Origin of the sequence: Actinoplanes sp. NPDC020271 (assembly GCF_044388125.1) — a bacterium.
In the GTDB taxonomy this organism is placed as follows: domain Bacteria; phylum Actinomycetota; class Actinomycetes; order Mycobacteriales; family Micromonosporaceae; genus Actinoplanes.
On the sequence record NZ_JBIRWQ010000009.1, the window covers coordinates 58843 to 79823 of the forward strand.

21 protein-coding genes and 1 pseudogene are annotated in these 20981 nt (G+C 70.7%); 14 read left to right on the forward strand and 8 right to left on the reverse strand.

What is annotated here, in order from left to right; genetic code table 11:
* The first annotated feature begins 13 nt into the window (after window positions 1-13).
* Window positions 14-553, forward strand: coding sequence for a hypothetical protein (locus ACH442_RS21075; protein ID WP_396339757.1), 540 nt, complete (start codon window positions 14-16; stop codon window positions 551-553).
* Window positions 554-723: 170 nt separating this feature from the next.
* On the opposite strand, the gene ACH442_RS21080 is transcribed toward ACH442_RS21075, so the two are convergent.
* On the reverse strand, window positions 724-1608 hold the full coding sequence (locus ACH442_RS21080; protein ID WP_396339758.1) for a DMT family transporter: 885 nt from the start codon (window positions 1606-1608) through the stop codon (window positions 724-726).
* Window positions 1609-1680: 72 nt separating this feature from the next.
* Here ACH442_RS21080 and ACH442_RS21085 point away from each other — a divergent pair, with 72 nt between their 5' ends.
* Entirely contained in the window at window positions 1681-2568 is an 888-nt protein-coding gene (locus ACH442_RS21085) for a LysR family transcriptional regulator (protein WP_396339759.1), read from the forward strand.
* On the opposite strand, the gene ACH442_RS21090 is transcribed toward ACH442_RS21085, so the two are convergent.
* Together ACH442_RS21090 and ACH442_RS21095 are read right to left on the reverse strand one after the other, a co-directional pair.
* Window positions 2543-3418: a hypothetical protein gene (locus ACH442_RS21090; RefSeq protein WP_396339760.1), complete on the reverse strand. Its 876-nt coding sequence runs from the start codon at window positions 3416-3418 to the stop codon at window positions 2543-2545. The genes ACH442_RS21085 and ACH442_RS21090 overlap by 26 nt on opposite strands.
* A 100-nt stretch (window positions 3419-3518) precedes the next feature.
* Entirely contained in the window at window positions 3519-4430 is a 912-nt protein-coding gene (locus ACH442_RS21095) for a helix-turn-helix transcriptional regulator (protein ID WP_396339761.1), read from the reverse strand.
* 54 nt (window positions 4431-4484) lie between these two features.
* On the opposite strand from ACH442_RS21095, the gene ACH442_RS21100 reads away from it, so the two are divergent.
* The 5 genes from ACH442_RS21100 (at window position 4485) to ACH442_RS21120 (ending at window position 7640) form a co-directional block, all read left to right on the forward strand.
* Window positions 4485-4841 (forward strand): VOC family protein, encoded by a 357-nt coding sequence (locus ACH442_RS21100; protein ID WP_396339762.1) that lies wholly within the window; start codon window positions 4485-4487, stop codon window positions 4839-4841.
* A 135-nt stretch (window positions 4842-4976) separates the two neighbouring features.
* Window positions 4977-5168: a hypothetical protein gene (locus ACH442_RS21105; protein WP_396339763.1), complete on the forward strand. Its 192-nt coding sequence runs from the start codon at window positions 4977-4979 to the stop codon at window positions 5166-5168.
* 221 nt (window positions 5169-5389) lie between these two features.
* Window positions 5390-5725 (forward strand): hypothetical protein, encoded by a 336-nt coding sequence (locus tag ACH442_RS21110; RefSeq protein ID WP_396339764.1) that lies wholly within the window; start codon window positions 5390-5392, stop codon window positions 5723-5725.
* 394 nt (window positions 5726-6119) lie between these two features.
* On the forward strand, window positions 6120-7121 hold the full coding sequence (locus tag ACH442_RS21115; protein WP_396339765.1) for a zinc-binding dehydrogenase: 1002 nt from the start codon (window positions 6120-6122) through the stop codon (window positions 7119-7121).
* Between the two features lie 24 nt (window positions 7122-7145).
* Window positions 7146-7640, forward strand: a complete 495-nt coding sequence (locus ACH442_RS21120) for a hypothetical protein (protein ID WP_396339766.1) — start codon at window positions 7146-7148, stop codon at window positions 7638-7640.
* On the opposite strand, the pseudogene ACH442_RS21125 reads toward ACH442_RS21120, so the two are convergent.
* A pseudogene (locus tag ACH442_RS21125) lies at window positions 7627-8292 on the reverse strand (NAD(P)-dependent oxidoreductase). The gene ACH442_RS21120 and the pseudogene ACH442_RS21125 overlap by 14 nt on opposite strands.
* Before the next feature lie 212 nt (window positions 8293-8504).
* Between ACH442_RS21125 and ACH442_RS21130 the strand changes: the two are divergent.
* Window positions 8505-10103, forward strand: a complete 1599-nt coding sequence (locus ACH442_RS21130; RefSeq protein WP_396339767.1) for a cellulose binding domain-containing protein — start codon at window positions 8505-8507, stop codon at window positions 10101-10103.
* Between the two features lie 8 nt (window positions 10104-10111).
* Here the strand turns inward: ACH442_RS21130 and ACH442_RS21135 are convergent, their stop codons facing one another.
* Window positions 10112-11125: a LacI family DNA-binding transcriptional regulator gene (locus ACH442_RS21135; RefSeq protein ID WP_396339768.1), complete on the reverse strand. Its 1014-nt coding sequence runs from the start codon at window positions 11123-11125 to the stop codon at window positions 10112-10114.
* A 138-nt stretch (window positions 11126-11263) separates the two neighbouring features.
* On the opposite strand from ACH442_RS21135, the gene ACH442_RS21140 reads away from it, so the two are divergent.
* The 5 genes from ACH442_RS21140 to ACH442_RS21160 all read left to right on the forward strand — a co-directional run bounded on the left by ACH442_RS21140 (window position 11264) and on the right by ACH442_RS21160 (window position 16743).
* On the forward strand, window positions 11264-12565 hold the full coding sequence (locus ACH442_RS21140; RefSeq protein WP_396339769.1) for an ABC transporter substrate-binding protein: 1302 nt from the start codon (window positions 11264-11266) through the stop codon (window positions 12563-12565).
* The gene (locus ACH442_RS21145; RefSeq protein ID WP_396339770.1) at window positions 12565-13473 is read left to right on the forward strand and encodes a carbohydrate ABC transporter permease; all 909 of its coding nucleotides are present in this window, start codon (window positions 12565-12567) and stop codon (window positions 13471-13473) included. The genes ACH442_RS21140 and ACH442_RS21145 overlap by 1 nt, the downstream gene beginning before the upstream one ends.
* The gene (locus ACH442_RS21150; protein ID WP_396339771.1) at window positions 13474-14301 is read left to right on the forward strand and encodes a carbohydrate ABC transporter permease; all 828 of its coding nucleotides are present in this window, start codon (window positions 13474-13476) and stop codon (window positions 14299-14301) included.
* A 27-nt stretch (window positions 14302-14328) separates the two neighbouring features.
* Complete coding sequence (locus ACH442_RS21155; protein ID WP_396339772.1) at window positions 14329-16515, forward strand: family 78 glycoside hydrolase catalytic domain; 2187 nt, start codon at window positions 14329-14331, stop codon at window positions 16513-16515.
* Between the two features lie 93 nt (window positions 16516-16608).
* Complete coding sequence (locus ACH442_RS21160) at window positions 16609-16743, forward strand: hypothetical protein (RefSeq protein WP_396339773.1); 135 nt, start codon at window positions 16609-16611, stop codon at window positions 16741-16743.
* 101 nt (window positions 16744-16844) lie between these two features.
* Here ACH442_RS21160 and ACH442_RS21165 read toward each other — a convergent pair whose 3' ends face one another.
* Entirely contained in the window at window positions 16845-18347 is a 1503-nt protein-coding gene (locus ACH442_RS21165) for an FAD-dependent oxidoreductase (RefSeq protein ID WP_396339774.1), read from the reverse strand.
* 73 nt (window positions 18348-18420) lie between these two features.
* Between ACH442_RS21165 and ACH442_RS21170 the strand changes: the two genes are divergently transcribed.
* Window positions 18421-19050, forward strand: a complete 630-nt coding sequence (locus tag ACH442_RS21170) for a TetR/AcrR family transcriptional regulator (RefSeq protein WP_396339775.1) — start codon at window positions 18421-18423, stop codon at window positions 19048-19050.
* Here ACH442_RS21170 and ACH442_RS21175 read toward each other — a convergent pair.
* Together ACH442_RS21175 and ACH442_RS21180 are read right to left on the reverse strand one after the other, a co-directional pair.
* Window positions 19037-20050: a hypothetical protein gene (locus tag ACH442_RS21175; protein WP_396339776.1), complete on the reverse strand. Its 1014-nt coding sequence runs from the start codon at window positions 20048-20050 to the stop codon at window positions 19037-19039. The genes ACH442_RS21170 and ACH442_RS21175 overlap by 14 nt on opposite strands.
* 75 nt (window positions 20051-20125) lie before the next feature.
* Window positions 20126-20947 carry an SAM-dependent methyltransferase gene (locus ACH442_RS21180; RefSeq protein WP_396339777.1) on the reverse strand — a complete coding sequence of 274 codons (822 nt, stop codon included), beginning with the start codon at window positions 20945-20947 and terminating at the stop codon, window positions 20126-20128.
* Window positions 20948-20981 lie beyond the last annotated feature (34 nt).

Genomic DNA, 20981 nt, shown 5'->3' on the forward strand with positions numbered 1-20981 from the left:
CGAGGATGCCGACATGCGCAAGATTCCGACGCTGTTCCAGCGTGACCCGCAGGACCGCAAGCGGGTGCTGCCCGAGGCCGACCCCGAGTGCGCGTGGGTGCTGGCCGGGGAGGGAGTCGCCACCCGGAAGTACGACGGGACGTGCGTTCTCCTCGACGACGACGGCGTGTGGTGGGCCCGGCGCGAGGTCCGCCCCGGCCGCACCCGCCCGCCCGGCTACCGCCCGGTCATGACCGACGAGACCACCGGCAAGACCGTCGGCTGGGAGCCGATCGCCCAGTCGTCGTATGCGAGCTGCCACGTCGAGGCGGTCGCCCGTTCCACCGGCTGGAAGCCGGGAACCTACGAGCTGGTCGGCCCGAAGATCAACGGCAACCCGGAGCGTACGGCCGGTCACGAGCTGATCGCCCACGCCGACGCCGAGCGCTTCGACGTCCCGCTCGACCTCGACGGCCTGCGCTCGTGGATCCTCGCCCACCCCCAGTACGAGGGCCTGGTCTGGCACCACCCCGACGGCCGCCGAGCCAAAATCAAACACCGCGACTTCGGATAACCCTCGTGGGCCGGACGCGAGGCCCGTTCGGGTCGGCGGGCAGCGCCGGTGCGAGGTTCCGGCCGGCTCGCACCCGTGGTTGCCCGGGCCGGACAACCACCGTGCGAGCCGGCCGGGGCGGCGGGCCGCGCTGCTGCCCGGACCCGCAGCGGGCCTCGCGTACCCGTGGTTCAGGCCGGCACGAGTGGCTCGGTCGGCGCTGAGCGGGAGCGGGTCTCCAGGCGCTGGCCGTAGAACGTGCCGGCCAGCACCAGCGCGATCCCGGCCACCGCGACCGGCGTCAACCGGTCGCCGGCCAGCGCGACCCCGAACAGCACCGCCCACACCGGCTCGGTGCCCAGCAGCAGGCTGGCCCGGGAGGCCGACGTGCGCCGGATCGCCCACAGCTGCACCACGAACGCGAACACGCTGCACCCGAGCGCCAGGTAGGTGACCGCCAGCCACTGGCTCGGCCGGTAGGACCACGAGCCGGCGACCAGCGCCGGCGCGAACAGCACCGCCCCGGTCAGGGTCTGCAGGGCGGTCAGCACTCCCGAGTTGTACGGCCGGTCCCGCGTCAACCGGGCCGACAGCGTCACGTGCACCGCCCGGATCACGGCCGCCCCGAGCATCAGCGCGTCCCCGATCGACGGCGTCCGCAGCCCCGGCCCGGCCACGAGCAGGATCACGCCGAGCGTGGCGGTGGCCGCGGCCAGGAAGAACGAGCGCGGCAGGAACCGCCGCGAGACGAGACCTTCCAGGATCGGGGTGAGCAGGATCGTCAGGCTGATCAGCACGCCGGCGTTCGTGGCGCTGGTGCGGGAGATGCCGTACGTCTCCATCACCAGGACCGATGCCTGGGTGACGCCCAGCAGCAGGCCGGTGCCCAGCTCGGGCCGGGTGGGTCGCCGGAAGGCGAGGATCGGCAGCATCGCCGCCGCCGAGATCAGGAAGCGCAACGCGAGCAGGATCAGCACGCCACCGGCGACCGTGAGGGTTTTCGCGGTCAGGTAGCTGCTGCCCCAGACGATGGCGACGGCCAGCAGGAGGACGTCGCCGAGGCGGTTTGTCGGCACACGCTGAGCGTCGGGGACACCGATCCGGTAGACAAGACGGCATCCGCTGAATCGACGATGTAGTGAGGCCTGATGGATCCGCATCACTTGCGGTTGTTGCGCGAGCTGGGGGACCGGGGGAGCGTGGCCGCGGTCGCCCGCGCGCTGCACATCACGCCGTCCGCGGTGTCCCAGCAGTTGAACACGCTGCAGCGCTCGGCCCGGGTGCCGCTCACCGAACGCAGCGGCCGCCGGCTCGTCCTGACCGCGGCCGGGCGTGCCCTGGCGGCCGCCGCCGTCGAGGTGATGACCGCTCTTGATCGGGCCGACCGGGCTGTCGGCGCCTACCTCGACGACCCGTCGTCCCCGGTCACCGTCTGCGCGTTCCACAGCGCCGCGCTCACCTGGTTCCCGCTGCTCGTCCAGCGGCTCGGCAATGTGCGGTGCTCGGACGAGGACGTCGCGCAGGCCGACTTCCCGAGCCTGGTCGGCGACTACGACCTGGTCGTCGCGCACCGCCTCGCCCAGCACCCGCCGTGGCCGGCCGACCGGGTGACGGTCGTGCCGCTGATCCACGAGCCGATCTACGTGGCAATGGCCGCGGACTCGCCGCTCGCCACGAAACCACAGCTCACGGCCGTGGATGTGGCGGGTCAGCGATGGATCAGCACCCACGAGGGCTTCCCGGTCGGCGGGGCACTGACGGCGATCGCCGCAGCCGCCGGGCGCCCGCTCGACGTCGTGCATCACATCAACGAGTTCACCGTCGTCGCGTCGATGGTCGCCGTCGGCGCCGGGCTGGCCCTGCTGCCCGGTCACACCAGCGTGCCCGACCCGCGGGTGGTCCTGCGGCCACTCGCCGGCCTGCCCACCGGCCGGTACGTCGACGTACTCACCCGCCCGGAGACCCTGCACCGCGCCGCCGTCCGCACCGTGCTCGACGCGCTGCGGGAGATCAGCCGTGGCGGTGGTGCTTCTTGACGAACGTGTACCCGGGCGCCAGCGCGTCCTCGTCGATCTGCTCGTTCTCCACCGCCCGCAGGTAGGCGGCCATCTGCTTCTCCGACGGCTGCGCCCCCGGCGGCAGTTTCCGGATGAATCCCTTCACCCAGTGCTCCCGCCGGTCGGCGTGCTCCCCGTCCTCGTCGTCAGGCTCGCTCGGGTGCGGCGCCGGGTCGACCAGCGGCGCGTAGAACAGCAGGTCCACCGGCTCGTCCTCCTCCACCAGCGGATAGGAGGGATGCCCGCTCGCGTCGATGCTGCCCGCCACCCGGGTGATGTAACCCTCCCGGATCAGCTGGTCGACCGCGTTCTTCAGCAGGAACGCGCCCTTCTGCCCACGGCCCAGCCCGGCCTGCTTGGCCAGGTTCTCCTCGGGGAACACCGCGCTGCCGTCGTCGAAGACGCGCCCGAGCTTGCGGATCGCCTTCAACACCTGCCCACGGTTCGACGGGCGCGGGTCGAAGTCCCTGGTCACGACCTTCGGGTCGTACTCGTGGTAGTAGTTGACCCCGTCGATGCGCAGCGGGTCATCGAGCACCTTGGTCCGCATCACCACCGCGTCCCGGCCCTGCTGCCACGAGATCGTCACGAACATGCCGCTCTGCATCCCGGTCGGCCAGGCGATCCCGGTCAGCCGCCACTCGATGTCCTGCTCCAGGCCGGCCTCGAAGACCTCCCGGATCGGCGTGACCCCCTTCACCCGGTGCTCCAGGACGACCATCACCGGCCCCTGCCCGCCGAGCACCTCGGCGATCTCCTCCGGGACGACGCACACCGACCCTTCGAGATCCGCCCGCCGCAGCGTGACCCGCCGAGTCACCGTCCGCATGTTCCCTCCATCACCCCAGCTCGGACGACGATGCTCGCACGCCCGTCACCGCAAGGACCACAGACAACCCCGATTATCGGGTACGGCCACCGCCGTCCCCTCAGCCGGCGAGGTGATCGCCGTTCGCCGCATAGCCGGCCAGTCTCGCCGCGAGGGCGGCGACCAGGGGGCGCAGCTCGGGTGGGTCGTCGATGACGAAAGGACGGTCGAGCGAGGCGAGGACGGCGGGGACCCAGTCCAGGCTCTCCACGCGCATCTCGACGTGGAGCCACGGGCCGTCAGCGGAGCCGATCACGGCCAGGCTGGCCGGGAGGCGGGTGCGGAGGTGGGCGGGCGTCGTCTCGACGCGCAGGCGGATCTCGTGCCGGTAGGGGGCGGTGGCGAAACCGGCGAGCAGGGCCGCGGCGGGGTCGTAGCCGGGTGGTGGTGGGTCGAACGAGCCGGGCAGCCCACGGACCTGGGCGATGCGGTCCAGGCGGAACGACCGGGGCGCTCCGGCGGCCGGATCGAAACCGGTCACGTACCAGCGACCTCGGTGGACCACGACGCCGTACGGGAAGAAGGTCCTGTCGTCGAGGCGGACCGGTTGATGATCGCGGACCGCGACCGCCAGCGGCAGGAGGATGGTGCCGTCGGGCGCGTCAGCGGCCGGCGCGGTGGAGGCGAGCGCGTCGCGGACGGCGTCGAGCCGTGCCGGCAGGACGCGGCGCAACTTCGCGGCGGCGGTCTCGGCCGCGGTGCTCGACCGGCCGGTCAGCCCGAGGAGCACGGCCAGCGCTTCGTCGTCGCCGAACATCAGCGGCGGCAGTCGGTGGCCGCGCGCGAGCCGGTATCCGCCGTAGCGCCCGCGCACCGACTCCACCGGAATGTCCAGGTCGATGAGGTGCTGGACGTAGCGGCGGACGGTGCGCGCGTCGACGCCGAGCCGTTCGGCGAGGTCGGCGAGGGTGCGCACCCCGCCGGACTGCAACAGTTCCAGCAGGGTCAGCACGCGAGCGGTGGGCCGGGTCACGTCCACCAAGATAGTGGGCGGATTCTGTCCAGTATCACGCCTACCGTCGCCGGCATGAACTTCGTTTCCACCCGAGTCGTCACCGGCGACGTCGCCCGCCTCATCGCCTTCTACGAGCAGATCACCGGCATCCCGGCGAAGAGTTTCACGCCCGAGTTCGCCGAGATCGCCACCGGCACGGCCACCCTGGCGATCGCCGGCGCCTCCACGGTCCCGGGTTTCGTGCGCCCGGACGAGAAGATCCTGGAATTCCTGGTCGCGGACGTCGACGCGGTCGAGGCCGACCCGGTCATGCCGCCGACGACGATGCCGTGGGGCAACCGGTCGATGCTGGTTCGTGACCCCGACGGCACTCTGGTCAACCTGTTCACGCCGGTCACGCCGGAGGCGAAGCGGAAGTTCGGCGTCTGACGCCCGGCGGGCCCGAGCCTCGGACCGGATCAAGCAGGAGCGCCGTGGTCCGTGAACGCTCCTCGGCCGCCGGCGAACGGGGGGCCAGGCCGCGTTCCGCCCGTTCGCCGCGGTGACCTGGTCCCGCAGGTGTTCATGGCGCGTCGAGTCCTGCTCGACACCGCCGATCCCGGCTCGGCGCTGCGTGGCCGGCTGCGCGCGATCGCCGGCGTCGACGACGTGCTGACCGTGATCAACGCGGTGGCCTGGGCCAACGAGCAGGCCGGTGCCGGCGGCGCGGGTCCGGACCGCCTGCTCGCCCGGGCCACCACGGGCCTGCCGGGCTGACCTCCGGGCGGGCTCGGCCGGCTTTCGCGTGCGGTCGGCGGCCCCATCGACGCGCGTCCGGAAATACTGCCCCTGATTGATGGACGTCAAAGATGAGAAAACGATGAGAATTGCACTTTAGAGATCGCCTGATCGTGTTTCCGCGTTTCGGCGGCGAAACTCGGCAGAACTCGTATTGTCGGTTCGTCCGCAATTACCGCAATCACGGAAAAGGTGATCGCATGCGCATGTCGATGCGCGGGCTCGTCATGTCCGGACTGACGGTGGCCGCCGGTCTGGCCGTCAGCGCCGGGCCGGCTCTGGCCGGTACCGTCCCCGTGGGATCGCACCCGGCGACGGCGACCTGTCACCAGCACCACTGCACGAGTATGTCGAGCAAGACGCACCACAGGCACACCACGGGAATGCACACCAGGGCCCATCACGTCCAGGCTCACCACAGCCACGTGACGAGCGTTCCCGGCAAGGTCCACCGGACTCACGGGACGGTGGTCCACCACGCCCCACCGGTCAAGCAGAACCCGCCGGCCCCGGCAATCACCCCGCACCACCCGTAGGCGAACCGCAATCCCCTTGGTCGAGGGCCGCATTGTCACGATGCGGCCCTCGGGCGAAACGGCTGTCGACGGAACAACTCCGGACTGCCGGGCGGCGTTCAGACCGGCGACGTGAGCCGCAGGAATCCGGCCGGCCGGCCCGCAGTCCGGCCAGGGTGCCGTAGTGATGGGCCCGCCGATTGTTGCCGGGGACGAGCACCAGTCCCGGGCCCGTGCCGTACTCGAGGAAGCTGATCGTCGTCCCGTCCCCGGACGTGACCCTTCCGATCATCGTCTCCATGACCGGAGCCTGACCCGGCCGGCTGGCATGCGACTGGCATGTCCCTGGCACGGACAGACCGGATTCGTGGTACGCATTTGATCAAAGGAAGTCGAAATTCGGAGGAATCGGGAAATGCTGGCTGGCCGTCTGAACGTTTCCACCGGGAAGTTCGCCGTCGAGGAGGTGGAAGAGCCGCACGCCGGGCCCGGCCAGGTCCGGATCGCGGTGCGCGCCGCCGGCGTGTGCCTCTCCGACGTGCACCTGATCCAGGGCATGCTCAAGCCGCTCTACCTGTCCGGCGACAGCGTCACCCTCGGCCACGAGACGGCCGGTGTGATCGACGAGGTCGGTGCCGGGGTCACCGGGCTGACCGTCGGCGAGCGGGTGCTGCTGCAGGCCGGGGAGATCGCCGGCGGGGCCGTGCTGACCCGGGGCGTCGACTACGACGGCGGCTGGGCGCAGTACGCGGTCTCCAGCGCCGCCACTGTCGTCCCGATCCCGGACACGCTCTCGTTCGAGCAGGCCTGCTTCATCCCGGACGCGGTCTCCACCCCGTGGGCGGCGATCACCGCGACCGCCGGCGTGCAGGCCGCCCGGGCGGTCGGCGTCTGGGGCGTCGGCGGACTCGGTGCGCACGCCGTCCAGCTGCTCCGGATGATCGGCGCGGCCCCGATCATCGCCGTCGACCCGCTGCCCGGCGCCCGCGAACGCGCTCTGCAGTTCGGCGCCGACCTGGCCCTCGACCCGGCCGACAAGGAGTTCGCGAGCCTGGTCGGGGAGGCGACCGGCGGGACCGGGCTGGCTTACGCGTTCGACTTCGCCGGGGTCGCGCCGGTGCGTGTGCAGGCCGCCCGCAGCCTCGCCCGCTGGGGCAAGCTGATCCTGGTCGGGCTCACCGACCAGCCGCTGACCATTCCGGACGGCACCCGTTTCAGCTACCTGGAACAGCAGGTGCGCGGCCACTACGGCTCCGGACCGGAGAGCGTCCTCGAACTGTTGTCGCTGGTCGCGCTGAACCGGCTGGAGTTCTCCCGGTCGGTCAGCGGGATCCTGCCGCTCGCCCAGGCCGCCGAAGCCGTTCGCCGGCTCGACCAGAAGGAGGGTAATCCCATCCGGTTGCTCCTCGTGCCGTGAGCGGGAATACGCGACCATGGATCGGTGAGCAAAACCAGGTCGATCGGCTGCTATGGGGGACCGCCGCCGGACCTTCCGGATCCGGTCCGCGAGATCTGGGCGTACGACGGCGCCCTGTCGATCCTGCTCGGCCAGCTTCTGCGCGATGTCGAGGGCATCCCGCCCGAGCATCGTCCGAGCTGGTGGGACGGGCGTGTGGAGGATCTGCGCACCCAGGCGATGTTCAGTGACCTGTTCTTCGACGTCGCACTCGGCCTCGCCGCCGAGGACCGTGCGGAACTCGCCGAACTGTTCGAGGACACCGCGGCCCGGCTGCGCGACCGTCCGGCCCGGACGCCCGGCCAGGCCGACGACTGGCACCTGGTGTTCCGGGGCGATCACGCGTATGACGTGGGGCCGATCGCCGAACTCGGGCAGGCGCTGAGCGCGCTGTTGCGGGACGCGCTGCCGGCGCCGCCGCCCGGGACGCTGTGGCTCTACGGCGCGCCGGGCGGCCGCACGACGATCAGTCCACGGTGACGATCGTCGCGCGCGTGCCGTGCGGGGCCGGTTCCCCGATCTGATCGACGACGGCAACGGCGAGATCGGCGTACGACAGATGCCCGTCGACGAACGTCTCGCCGCCGGTCCCGTAGGTGCCGCGCCGTGGGCTGTCCGGTGACAGCGTCATCGGCGGGGTCAGCATCACCCAGTCGGCCTCCGACGCCCGCGGTCGCTCCGGTCCCGCCGCGTGCGCCCGGGTGAACGGCTGGAACGGCTCCGGCGTCGCCGGCGCGCCGTCCAGATTGCTGACCAGCCCCACCGCGACGATCCGCGGCACCCCGGAGGCGATCAGCGCGTCCGCGGCCTCGGCGAAGAACTCCGGGTCCAGGTCGAGCCGGGCCGGTTACTCCGGCCCGGACGCCGGGCTGACCGCGTTGACCGCCGCGTCGCTCCCCTTCACGAGCGCGGCGACCTGCTCGGGGTCGGTGACGTCACCGCGGACGCCGTCGATGTCGGGATGCCGCGCCGGGTCCCGCAGGACAGCGGTGACGGTGTGGCCGCGGCTCAGGGCTTCGGTGGTGACGGCACGACCGGCGCGGCCGCCCGCCCCTGAGGGTGAGCAGATAGCACGAATTTTAATCGCCCGGAATTTGTTATAAGTCGGCCTCGTATGCGTTGTGCAGGCCATTCAGGGGCGCGGCAAATTCGTTGCGGACTTCTGCTGGAGGAGGCGGAAACGAGCTGGTAACGTTCCGATTCCCCATTGGGAGCGCTCCCAATTCCCCGTCGGGATCGCCCCGCAGACATCCCCACCGCAAGGGACCAGACATGACACAGAGCGACGAACAGCCGGTGATTGCCGCGCCCCGGCGACTGAGGCGCCGAACGGTTCTGACGACGATGGGAGCCCTGCCGGTCGTGACGGTCGCCGCGTCGATCATCGGGGCCACCGAGGCCTCGGCAGCAGCGGCGAACATCAACCCGTCCGCACCGCGGCAGACTATCCGCGGTTTCGGTGCCATGGCCCACGCGGCCTGGATCGGTGACCTGACCGCGGCCCAGCGGGACACCGCGTTCGGCACCGGCGACGGCCACCTCGGGTTCTCGGTGCTCCGGATCCCGGTCGGCGAGAACCAGGCGGACTGGGGCCGTGACCTGGCGACGGCTCAGCGCGCCGTCGCGCTCGGGGCGACCGTCTTCGCCTCGCCGTGGAACCCTCCGGCCGGCATGACCGAGACCTTCACCCACGGCAGCCAGACCAACGCGAAGCGCCTCAAGTACAGCTCGTACGCCGCGTACGCCCAGCACCTGAACGACTTCACCACCTACATGCGCAACAACGGCGTCAACCTGTACGCCATCTCGGTGCAGAACGAGCCCGACTACGCGTCGACGTGGACGTGGTGGACCGCCGCGGAGATCGTGCAGTTCCTGCGGGCGAACGCCGGCTCGATCAGCACCCGGGTCATCGCGCCGGAATCGTTCCAGTACGTCAAGTCGATGTCGGACCCGATTCTCAACGACGCCACGGCGCTGGCCAACGTGGACATCATCGGCGCCCACCTCTACGGCACGTCGTACAGCAACTTCCCCTACCCGCTGTTCCAGCAGAAAGGGGCGGGCAAAGAGCTCTGGATGACCGAGGTCTACTACCCGAACAGCACCGATTCGGCCGATGCCTGGCCGGGGGCGCTCGACGTGGGCGAGCACATGCACCACGCCATGGTGGACGCCGGGTTCCAGACGTACGTCTGGTGGTATCTGCGACGCAGCTACGGCCCCATGCGGGAGGACGGCCAGATCAGCAAACGCGGCGCCGTCATGGCGCAGTTCGCCCGGTTCGTGCGCCCCGGATACGTGCGGATCGACGCGACCGCGAATCCGGCGACGAACGTCTACGTCTCGGCCTACCGGAGCGCCGACACCGTCGTCATCGTCGCCGTCAACAAGAACACCTCGTCGGTGAGCCAGCAGTTCACCCTGGCCGGCACCACCGCGTCCGGCAGCGTCGCCAACTGGGTGACCGACGGGAGCCGGAACGTCGCGCCCCAGAGCGCGCTCGGCATGGTGAACGGGTCGGTCACCGTCACCCTGCCCGCCCGTAGCGTGACAACGCTCGTGACCAGCGTGAACGGCACGATCACCCCCAGCCCTTCGGTCAGTTCGTCGCCCGCCGGGGGAGCCGGCCCCCGGGTCGCCTACACGATGAGCACCTGGAGTTCCGGCTTCACGGCGACCGTCAGCATCACCAACGCCGGAACCTCGGCCATCGACGGCTGGACGCTGAGCTTCACCCTGCCCCCCGGTCAGTCGATCACCTCCGGCTGGAACGCGACCTTCTCGCCCGCCAGCGGTCAGGTGAACGCCCGCAACGTCGACTACAACGGCACGATCGCTCCCGGGGCGACCGTCGAGATCGGCTTCCAGGCCACCCATACGGGCAATACCGCCGAACCGGCCGCGTTCACCCTCAACGGTGTTCCCTGCACCGTGGTCTGAGCGGATTGCTACGCGGCCGGGGGCATGGTCGAGCCGCGGACCGTGAGGGTGGTGGTGGCGGTCCAGCTGCGCGGCTCGGTCCGCCCCTGGAGACGTTCCAGCAGCATGGTCGCGGCCTGTGACCCCATCTCCACGCCTTCCTGGTCGACCGAGGTCAGGTCGATCAGCGGGTGGGCGGCCATGTCGGTGTTGTCGTAGCCGACGACGGCGACCGAGCCGCGGCGACCGGCGGCGGCGACCGCGGCGAGGACCCCGAGGGCGATGTCGTCGTGGCCGGCGAAGATCGCGGTCGGCGGGTCCGGCTGGGCGAGCAACCGCGCGGTGACCCGCTGGGCGCTGTCCGGGGTGTGGTCGCGGCGGGCAACCCGGGTCAGCTCGGCCAGGCCCGCCTCGGCCAGGCAGGTGCGGTAGACCTCGAGCCGGATCGCGTGCGGGGTTCCGCAGCCGGGCACGGTCATCGTCTCCGCCTCGGTGAGGTGCGCGATCCGGCGGTGACCGAGGGTGAGCAGGTGATCCATGACGGCGCGGGTGCCGGCGTAGTCGTCGCCGACCACCGTGTCGTAGCCGGTGGGCCGGTCGTGGCGGCCGAGCATGACGACCGGCACCCGGGTGGCCAGGTCTTCCAGCCAGGCCGGGTCGACGAGGGGCGCGACGGCGATGATGCCGTCCACGATGCCGTCGGCCAGGGACTCGAACGTCCCGTGCTCCGGGCCGTCGGCCGGGGCCAGGACCAGCTGGTACGGCGTCCCGGCGACCGCCCGTTTGGCGCCCTCGACGATCTGGGTCATGAACGCGCTGACGTACGGCACCTCCAGCCCGAGCCGGTAGCTGGACCCGCGCAGCGCCCGGGCGGCGACGCTGGGACGGTAGCCGAGGTCCTCGATGGCGGCCTCGACGCGGCTGCGCATGGCCGGGCTCACGCCGTACGCGTTCCGGATGACCTTGGAGACGGCCGCACGGGACACGCCTGCGGCCTGAGCGACGTCACTGATCGTGACCGCTCGGCCCTTGGTGATCGACATGCACGCGAGTGTAGACCGTTCTCCGCATCTTGAAACGTTTCGGAACGTGTCTTGTGCGCGTCTTGTAGATCGGTCTACTGTGACGGCCATCTCCTCACGGAGACCGATCTACAAACTTGATCGAAACCGGAGGTTCATATGAGACTCAGTGCCGCGGTCCTGCTGGCCGGCATACTCACGCTGGCCGGCTGCAGCGCCGGCTCCCTCGGGTCGAGCAGCGACGCGAACGGCAAGACCGAGATCACGTTTCTCACCAACAACGACCCCGCCAACGTGAAGGTGGCCGAGGCGGTCATCAAGGCGTTCGAGGCCAAGGACAGTTCCGTCCACGTCAAGCTCGACACCCGCCCGCAGGGCAGCGAGGGCGACAACCTGATCAAGACCCGGCTCGCCACCGGCGACATGGCCGACGTGTTCGAGTACAACTCCGGCTCGCTGTTCCAGGCGATCGCCCCGCAGGCCAACCTGACCCCGGTGACCGGCGCGGCCTGGGCCGGCGACCTCGACCCGACGTTCAAGCAGGTCGTCAGCGTGAACAACGAGGTCTACGGCTCGCCCTGGGGTGGCGCGAACGGCGGCGGCATGTTCTACAACAAGCCGCTCTACGCCAAGCTCGGCCTGCAGATCCCCCGGACGTGGGACCAGTTCATGGCCAACAACGCGAAGATCAAGGCGGCCGGGGTGGCGCCGGTCGAGCAGACCTACAGCGAGACCTGGACCTCGCAGGTGCTGGTCCTCGCCGACTACCACAACGTCGCCACCGCGAACCCCGACTTCGCCACGCGGTACACGAACAACCAGGCGAAGTTTGCCACCACACCCGCGGCGCTGGCCGGCTTCCGGCATCTGGAGCAGCTGAAGAAGGCCGGTTACTGGAACGCCGACTACGCGTCGGCCAAGTACAACGAGGGCCTGGCCGCGGTCGCGACCGGCAAGGCCGGGCACTACCCGATGATCACGTTCGGCATCCCGGCGCTGACCACGGCCGCGCCGGACAACATCGACGACGTCGGCTTCTTCGCGATGCCCGGCACCGACGAGAGCAAGAACGGCGTCACGCTCTGGGAGCCGTCCGGCATCTACATTCCGAAGAGCACCAAGGACGCCAGGCTCGAGGCGGCCAAGAAGTTCCAGGCGTTCGTGGCCTCGCCCGAGGGCTGCGCGGCCAACGCGAGCGCGGCCGCGGTCGGCGGACCGTTCGTCGTCAAGACCTGCAAACTGCCCGACACCGTGGCCCCCGCGGTCAAAGACCTTGCCGCGTACGTCGACGCGGGCGCGGTGACGCCGGCGCTGGAGTTCCTGTCGCCGATCAAGGGTCCCGCGCTCGAACAGATCACGGTCGAGGTCGGTTCGGGCATCCGGGGCGCCGACGCCGGTGCCGAGCTCTACGACGAGGACGTCAAGAAGCAGGCCCAGCAGCTCGGACTCCAGGGCTGGTGATGACGACCGTCCTGGCGCCGGCCCGCGCCGCTCAGCAGGCGGCTCGCGGGGAGAAGCGGCGGAAGAGCTCGTACCCCTATTGGTTCCTGATTCCCGGCGGAGTGATCTTCGCGCTCTTCTTCCTGGTCCCGTCGGTGATGGCGTTCTATTTCAGCCTGACCCGGTGGACGCTGTTCGACCAGGAGTTCATCGGTCTCGACAACTACGTGCAGTTCTTCAAGGAGCCGGCGCTCGCCTCCGGGCTGTGGCACACGCTGGTGTACGCGGTGGTGACCTGCGGGCTCAAGGTCGTGCTCGGCATGGCCCTGGCCGTGCTGCTGACCGGGCCGATCCTCGGCCGCGGGTTCATGCGGTCGGTGGCGTTCTTCCCGGTGCTGGTCAGCACGATCGGCGTCGGCCTGACCTTCCAGGTGCTGATGCACCCGACCAAGGGCGTGCTCAACCAGGCGCTCGACCTGGCCGGGATCACCGGGCCGGCCTGGCTGGTCGACCCGCACTGGGCACTGCTGTCGGTGGCCCTGGTCGACGTCTGGCAGGGCGTCGGCCTGGCCACGGTGATCTACATGGCCGGCATCCTCTCCGTCCCCGGTGAGTACTTCGAGGCGGCCCGGATGGACGGCGCCGGTGCCTGGCAGCGGTTCCGCAACGTCACGCTGCCGCTGGCCCGGCCGGCGACGGTGTCGGTGATCCTGCTGGCGCTGATCGGCGGGCTGCGCAAGTTCGACCTGATCTGGGCGATGACCAAGGGCGGGCCGGGCTTCACCTCGGACGTGATGGCGTCGGTGGTCTACAAGCAGTACCAGGCCGGCTTCTACGGCCTCTCGACGGCCGGCAACGTCGTGTTGTTCCTGCTGGTCATCGTGCTGGTGCTGCCGCTCTTCTGGTTCTTCAACCGGAAGGAGGCGTAGATGACGGCGAAACGTTCGTGGACGCTGAGCGTCGTCGCGATCGTCGTGTTCGCGGTGGTCTTCCTGATCCCGTTCGCGTTCATCCTGCTCACCGCGTCGAAGACGCAGCAGGACGCGGCGTTCCTGCAGTTCTCCTGGCCGAGTCACTGGGCGTTCGCGCAGAACCTGCGGGCGGTCTTCGAGGCTCGGGACTATCTGCTGATCGTCGCGTTCATCAACTCGACGATCCTCACCGTGGTCAGCGTCGCGGTGGTCGTCATCCTCGCCGCGATGGGGGCGTTCGTCCTGCAGCGCCGCAAGTCACGCTGGACCAGCGGACTGAACCTGGTCATCCTCTCCGGACTGGTGATCCCGCCGGCCGTGGTGCCGACCATCTGGGTGCTCCAGAAAACCGGCCTGTTCAAGACGATGCCCGGACTCATCCTGGTCGAGATCGCGTACGCGATGGCGTTCTGTGTTCTGCTCTTCCAAGCCTTTGTCGCGGGCATTCCGCGGGAGCTGGACGAGGCGGCGACGATTGACGGCGCCGGGCCGGTGAGCCTCTTCTTCCGGGTCGTCCTCCCGTTGCTGCGGCCGATCATCGTGACCGTCGTCGTGGTGCAGACGGTGTTCATCTGGAACGACTTCGCGAGCCCGTTGTACTTCCTGCCCGGGGACGAGAACGCGACCGTGCAATTGACGCTGTTCACCTTCCAGGGGCAGTACTCCAACTCCTACAACCTGCTCTTCATGGACATTCTGCTGGTCACCGTTCCGCCCCTGATCATGTTCGCGGCCTTCCAGCGGCAGATCGTGTCCGGCATGGTCGCCGGCTCGGTGAAGGGCTGACGCAGCGTGAGCTTGAAAGGTTTCATAATGAGTGACGAGTGGACCGCCCGCATGATCAGCCCGGCCGTCGAACTGGGCAGCGCGCCCCTGTTCCGCATCGAGTTCACCGTCGACGGCGCCGTCGGCCACGCCACCCTGCGGATCAGCAGCCTCGGCGTGCACGAGGCGCGGATCAACGGGCGTGCCGTCGGCGACGACGTGCTCAGCCCCGGCTGGAGCGCCTACGAACACCGGCTGCGCTACCTCACCCACGACGTCACCGCGCTGCTGGAGGAGACGAGCGTGCTCACGGTACTGGTCGGCAACGGCTGGTACCGGGGACGGCTCGGGTTCATGGGCGGCCGCGCCTTCTACGGCGACCGGCTCGGCGTGATCGCGGAACTCGACGTCCGCTACACCGACGGGCGCCGGCAACGGGTGGTCACCGACGCCGCGACGTGGACGGCCGGCGGATCCGAGATCATCGCCGACGACCTGTACGACGGGATGATCATCGACGCGCGGCACCGGACCGCCACGCCGGAGTGGTCCCTGCCGGTGCGCGAACTCGACTTCGACCCGGGGCGGCTCACGCCGTACACCGGGCCGGTCGTCACCCGGCAGGAGACCGTGCCGCCGGCGAGGATCTGGACGTCGCCGGCCGGGCGGACCCTGATCGATTTCGGGCAGAACCTGGTCGGGTGGGTGCGGTTCACGGCGACCGGACCGGCCGGCACGGAGATCCGGGTCCGGCACGCCGAGGTCCTGGAGGACGGCGAACTCGGCACCCGGCCGCTGCGCGACGCCCAGGCCACCGACCGGTTCATCCTCAGCGGCGGCGAGGACCGGTTCGAACCGACCATGACGTTCCACGGCTTCCGGTACGCCGAGATCACCGGCGCTGTCGTGCCGGACGACCTCGAGGCCGTCGTGGTCCACTCGGCCCTCCGCCGGACCGGCACGTTCGAGTGCTCCGACGACCTGCTCAACCAGCTGCACCGCAACGTCGTGTGGAGCACCAAGGGCAACTTCCTGGACCTGCCGACCGACTGCCCGCAACGCAACGAACGGCTCGGCTGGACCGGCGACATCGCCGTCTTCGCCGCCTCGGCCGCCTACCTCTTCGACGTCTCCGACTTCCTGGCCGACTGGCTGGCCGACCTCGCCGCCGAGCAGCAGGCGGCCGACGGGCTGGTGCCGTTCGTGATCCCGGACATCCTCAAGTTCCAGCCGCACCCGCCGGAATTCCCCGACCCGGACAGCACCGCGTTCTGGTCCGACGCCGCGGTCTGGGTGCCGTGGGCGCTGTGGCAGTCCTACGGCGAGATCAAAATCCTGACCTCCCAGTACGCGTCCATGGCCGCGCACGTGCGGCGCGTCCGCACCCTGCTCTCACCCAGCGGCGTGTGGGACCGCTCGTTCCAGTTCGGCGACTGGCTCGACCCGGACGCGCCGCCGGACGCCCCGGCCAAGGCCAAGGCCGACCCGGGAGTGGTCGCGACAGCGGCGTACTACCGGTCGCTGACGATCGTCGCCGAGGTCGCGGCGCTGCTGGGCCACCCCGACGACGCGGCCGAGTTCACCGCGTCGGCGTCGCGGACCCGGGAAGCCTTCAACCGGGAGTACGTGTCCACGGACGGGACTGTCCGGTCCGACTGCACCACCGCGTACACGCTGGCAATCGTTTTCGAACTCCTCGACGCTGATCGGCAGGCGGCCGCGGGACAGCGGCTGGCGGCGCTCGTCGCGGACAGCGGATACCGGGTGTCGACCGGGTTCGCCGGCACGCCCTACGTCACCGACGCGCTGACCCGGACCGGGCACCTCGTCGATGCGTACCGCTTGCTGCTCGAACGCGAATGCCCGTCCTGGCTCTACCCGGTGACGATGGGCGCGACCACGATCTGGGAACGGTGGGACTCGATGCTGCCCGACGGCACCGTCAACCCGGGCGAGATGACCAGCTTCAACCACTATGCGCTCGGCGCCGTCGCCGACTGGATGCACCGCACCGTCGGCGGGATCGCGCCGCTCGAACCCGGCTACTCCCGGGTGCTGGTCGCGCCTCGCCCCGGCGGTGGTTTGACCTGGTGCAAGTCGTCGCTGGAAACGCGGCACGGACGGATCGAGGTCGCCTGGGACATCGTCGACGGCGAACTGAAGGTCGACACCTCACTCCCGGAGGGGGTGACCGGGGTGCTGTCGTTGCCCGGCCACCCGGACGTCGAACTGTGACGGTGCGAAGGCGGCACGACCGTACGGCGCGGGGGCGGCACGACCGTATGGCGCGGGGCGGCACGACTGTTGTGGCGCGGAGGCGGCACGACGGTGACGGCGCGCAAGCTCGACGTGCAGCTGCGGCGGGAGCCGTCGCAGGCCGAGCTGGAGCGCCTCAACCGGGTGCTCCGGAGTGCCCACGTGGAGTTCCGCCGCAGCGTGCAGGCCCCGCGCTACGCCGGCTGACCGCACCGGTGGAACCACGTCAGGCCGGCTGACCGCGCCGATGGTGGGGCCGGCGCCACGTCAGGCCGGCTGACCGCGCGAATGGTGGGGCCGGCGCCACGTCAGGCCGGCTGACCGAGCCACGCGGCGAAGTCCGGCCCCGCGTCCGCCCCGGCCTCCGGCTCGCCGCCGGAGGCCCACGCGACGTACCCGTCCGGGCGTACGAAAATCGCGGTTGCCTTGGATTCCGACGTCGTCGCGGCGTGCACCGTGAGCCGGTCGGACCACCCGGCCGCCGCCGCCCGCAGCGCCGCGTCGCCGGCCAGGTCGAGCAGCAGCGCCCGCCCGTCGTGCAGGTGGTCGCCGAGCCGGGTTCCGTCGTCGAGCAGCAGGTCAGGGGCGCTGCGACCGGTCAGCGGATGGTCGCCGGGCAGGTCGTAGTTCTGCCGGACGCCGGCGATCCGGGAGGCGAAGTAGGTGGTGCCGGCGACGGTCGAGGCCAGGTCGCCGATCACGGCACGGACGGCGCGGGAGTGCGCGTCCGGCCGCATGATCGCGATCTGCGCCCGTGTCCAGTCCAGGACCCCCGCGCCGATCGGGTGCCGCTCGGCGGTGTACGTGTCGAGCAGCCCCTCGGGCGCCCAGCCGCGGACCGTGGCGGCCAGTTTCCACCCGAGGTTCATGGCGTCGCCGAGACCGAGGTTGATCCCCTGGCCGCCGAACGGGGAGTGCACGTGCGCGGCGTCCCCGGCGAGCAGCACCCGGCCCTGACGATAATCGGTCACCTGGCGGGCGTTGTCGGTGAATCGGGTGGCCGTTTTGATGCCGGTCACGACGACGTCGACGCCGGTGACGCGGCGGATCGCGCCCTGCAGTTCCGCGGGCGTGACCGGGCTGGTGCGGTCGGCGGGCGCACCGTCGAACTCGGCGACGAGGATGCGGCCGGGGAAGGGACCGAACGCGTACGCCCCGGTGGCGGTCATGTTCCACGACGGACGCAGGCCCTCGGTCTGTTCCAGGTCGGCGATGGCCTGGTAGGCGGTGATCTCCGGGGCCGTGCCGGGGAAGTCGAAACCGGCGAGTTTGCGCACGAGGCTGCGGCCGCCGTCGCAGCCGACCAGCCAGGCGGCCTCGACCGGGCCGTGGCCGGTGGTGACCGTGACCGAGGCGTCGCCCTGGTCGAAACCGGTCACTGTGACGCCACGCCGGACGTCCACGCCGAGCTCGCGGGCGCGTTCCTCGAGGATCGCCTCCAGCTGCTGCTGGCTGACCAGGCCGAGGGCGGCGAGGCGGGAGCCGCCGGCGATCTCCGGGTCGTCGAAGTCGACCAGGTCGGGGTCGAGCAGCATCGCGGCGAAGTGCCCGGCGAAGCGGGGCCGGCCCGGCGGCCTGCGGCCGGCCAGGCCCATCAGCGCGAGGGTCTCGTCGCGGGCTTTCTCCAGGGCCGGGGCCAGGCCGCGCCGGTCGAGCGCGGCGACGCCCGGGACGGTGACGTAACCGGCCTTGATCGTCGGGTCGATCTCGGTGTTGCGCTCCAGGACCACCACGTCGGCCCCGCCGAGCCGCAGCTCGCAGGCGAGCATCAGGCCGACCGGCCCGGCTCCGGCCACTACGACGTCAGTCATCGCCATCCCCCTTTTCGATGCTGTCACCGGAAATATACTGCGGCTGTAAGATTCGGCCAAGTAAAGTTTTGCCGTGACCGAACTGGGACTGCGGGAGCGCAAGAAGCGCCAGACCCGTGAGCTGATCTCCGGCACCGCGACCGTGCTGTTCCTGCGGCGCGGCTTCGACCCGGTGACCGTCGCCGAGGTGGCCGCCGCGGCCGGCGTCTCGGAGAAGACGGTGTTCAACTACTTCCCCCGCAAGGAGGACCTGTTACTCGACCGTTTCCCGGAGCTGATCGACCTGGTCACCACGGCGGTGCGGGAGCGGCCCCCGGGCGCGACCGTGCCGGCCGCGGTGCGCGGCCTGATCCTCTCGCTGTTCACCAGCGGACACCCGCTCAGCGGCTACACCGAGCAGAGCCACGCCGATTTCTACCGGGTGGTCGTCGGCTCGCCGGCCCTGCAGGCGCGCGTCCGCGAGTTCCTTCAGGAGCTGGAGGATCTGCTCGCGATACTGTTCGCCGAGGTCGAGGGGGTTGCGCCCGACTCCGTGCGGGCCCGGTTCGCGGCGGCGGTGACGGTCGCGGCCTACCGGTCCGTCTATCTCACCGCCGCGGCCAGGCTCCTTTCCGGAGCCGATTTCCTGGAGGTACGGGAGAGCCTCCCGGCCGAGTACACGACGGCGTTCGACGCCGTCGAGCGGATGCTCAGCTCGCCGTGATCTCCAGGCTCCCCAGGCCGCCCGCAGCGGTCACGTTCAGCCCCGGGCTGTCGGCCAGGTCGCCGGAGCGCAGCGTCGTCCCGGCGCCGACCCCGCCCGAGTGCTGCCCGTACAGGACCACGTCGCCGGCGCCGTTGCCCACCTGCACCCGGACCGGGACCTGGGTCGCCGTCCGGATCCGCCACGTGCTGACGCCGCCGCTCATCCGGATCGGCAGGGTCGTGGCCGGCTCGCCGAGGACGATGTCGATGCGCTCGGCGCCGCCGTCCAGGTCGATCCGGCTGACCGTGCCGGCACCCAGGTCGAGCGTGACCGATGTGGTCCCGGCGCCGACGCGCAGTTGCCAGACCCGCGCGGCGCTGAGCCGGACCTCGACCGGGCCGGAGCCGCCGTCCGCCTTCGCGCTCAGCCGCAGCACCCCGCCGCTGAACGTGCCCGCGCCGGGCCCGCTGACCCGGAACTCCTCGCCGTCCAGCGCGGCTGTGCGCACGACCAGGTCACCGACGCCGGTGACCAGCTCGAACCCGCCCTGCGGTGGTGCCGGCGGGGTGGTCGGGGAGGCCTTGACCGGGGTGGTCGTGAACGCGGTCGTCGGCGTGACCGACGGTGACGGGCTCGGCTCCAGGGGGATGACCACCTGCGTCGACTCGGCCGGGACGACCGGGACCGGCCGGGCCTCGTGCCGTTCGACGTCGGTGTCGGCCAGCGGCCGGGCCAGCACGACCGAGCCGCCGATCACGACCAGGGCGAGGACACCGGTGAGGACGACCGGGCGTTGCCGCCACCGCCGGGCCGGCTGCTCGTCCAGCGGCAGTGGCTCGGAGTCGTGCGGCAGCAACCCTCGCCAGCCCAGCGCCCGCTGCCGGTGCGGCGCGTCCGGCCAGTAGTCGGCGATGTCGGGCAGCTGGATCCCCGGCTCTCGCGGGGTCGCCGACGGTGGCGGACTGTCCAGATATCGGGCGATCCGCAGGCGGGTCTCATCCGAGCCGACCGGCTCCACACGCGTCTCCTCGGGGGCGCATCGACGTGTAACCCCGAGGACGGTACCGTTTCGTTGGCGCGCCGCCAATACGGATCACTCCGTGGCGCGGACCCGTCCCACGATCGCGTTGAAGGCGACGTCCTCGACGGACGGGCGTGGCTGCGACGCCTGCTCCGGCCACCACTGGGACACGGACTGCACGCCCGGCTCGAGAAGATCCAGGCCGGCGAAGAGTTTGCCGAGCTGCTCGCCGGTGCGGGCGCGGAACCGGCCGTCGCCGTTGGCCGCTTCCAGCTGCTCGATCGCGGCGGCCGGCAGGTATTCCCACGTCGAGTGGGAGGCGACCACGAAACTGCCCGCGGGCAGCGCCGCGAGGATCGTGTCGACGACGCCCTGCGGGTCCTCGTCGTCGCGGATGAAGTGCAGCACGGCGACGAGCATCACCCCGATCGGCTTGGTCCAGTCGAGCGTCGAGCGGACCTCCTCGTCGTCGAGGATGCTCCGCGGCTCGCGCAGGTCCGCGTCGATGTAGGCGGTCACCCCCTCCGGCGTGCTGGTCAGCAGCGCGCGGGCGTGGGTGAGCACGATCGGGTCGTTGTCGACGTAGACGATCCGCGCGGCCGGGTCGATGCGCTGCGCGACCTCGTGGGTGTTGTCGGCGGACGGGATGCCGGTCCCGATGTCCAGGAACTGGCGGATGCCGTGCTCCTCGGCGAGGAACCGGACCGCCCGCTGCAGGAAGTACCGGTTCTCCATCGCGGCGAGCCGGATGGTGGGCATGCCCTTCTCGATCGCGTCGGCCGAGGCCCGGTCGGCGGCGAAGTTGTCCTTCCCGCCGAGCAGGTAGTTGTAGCGGCGGGCCGGATGCGCCACGGTGGTGTCGATCCGATCCAGTGCGTTCCGCCGGTCAGCCACCGACGCCTCCTCAAGCCGAGCCGAAGATCCATAC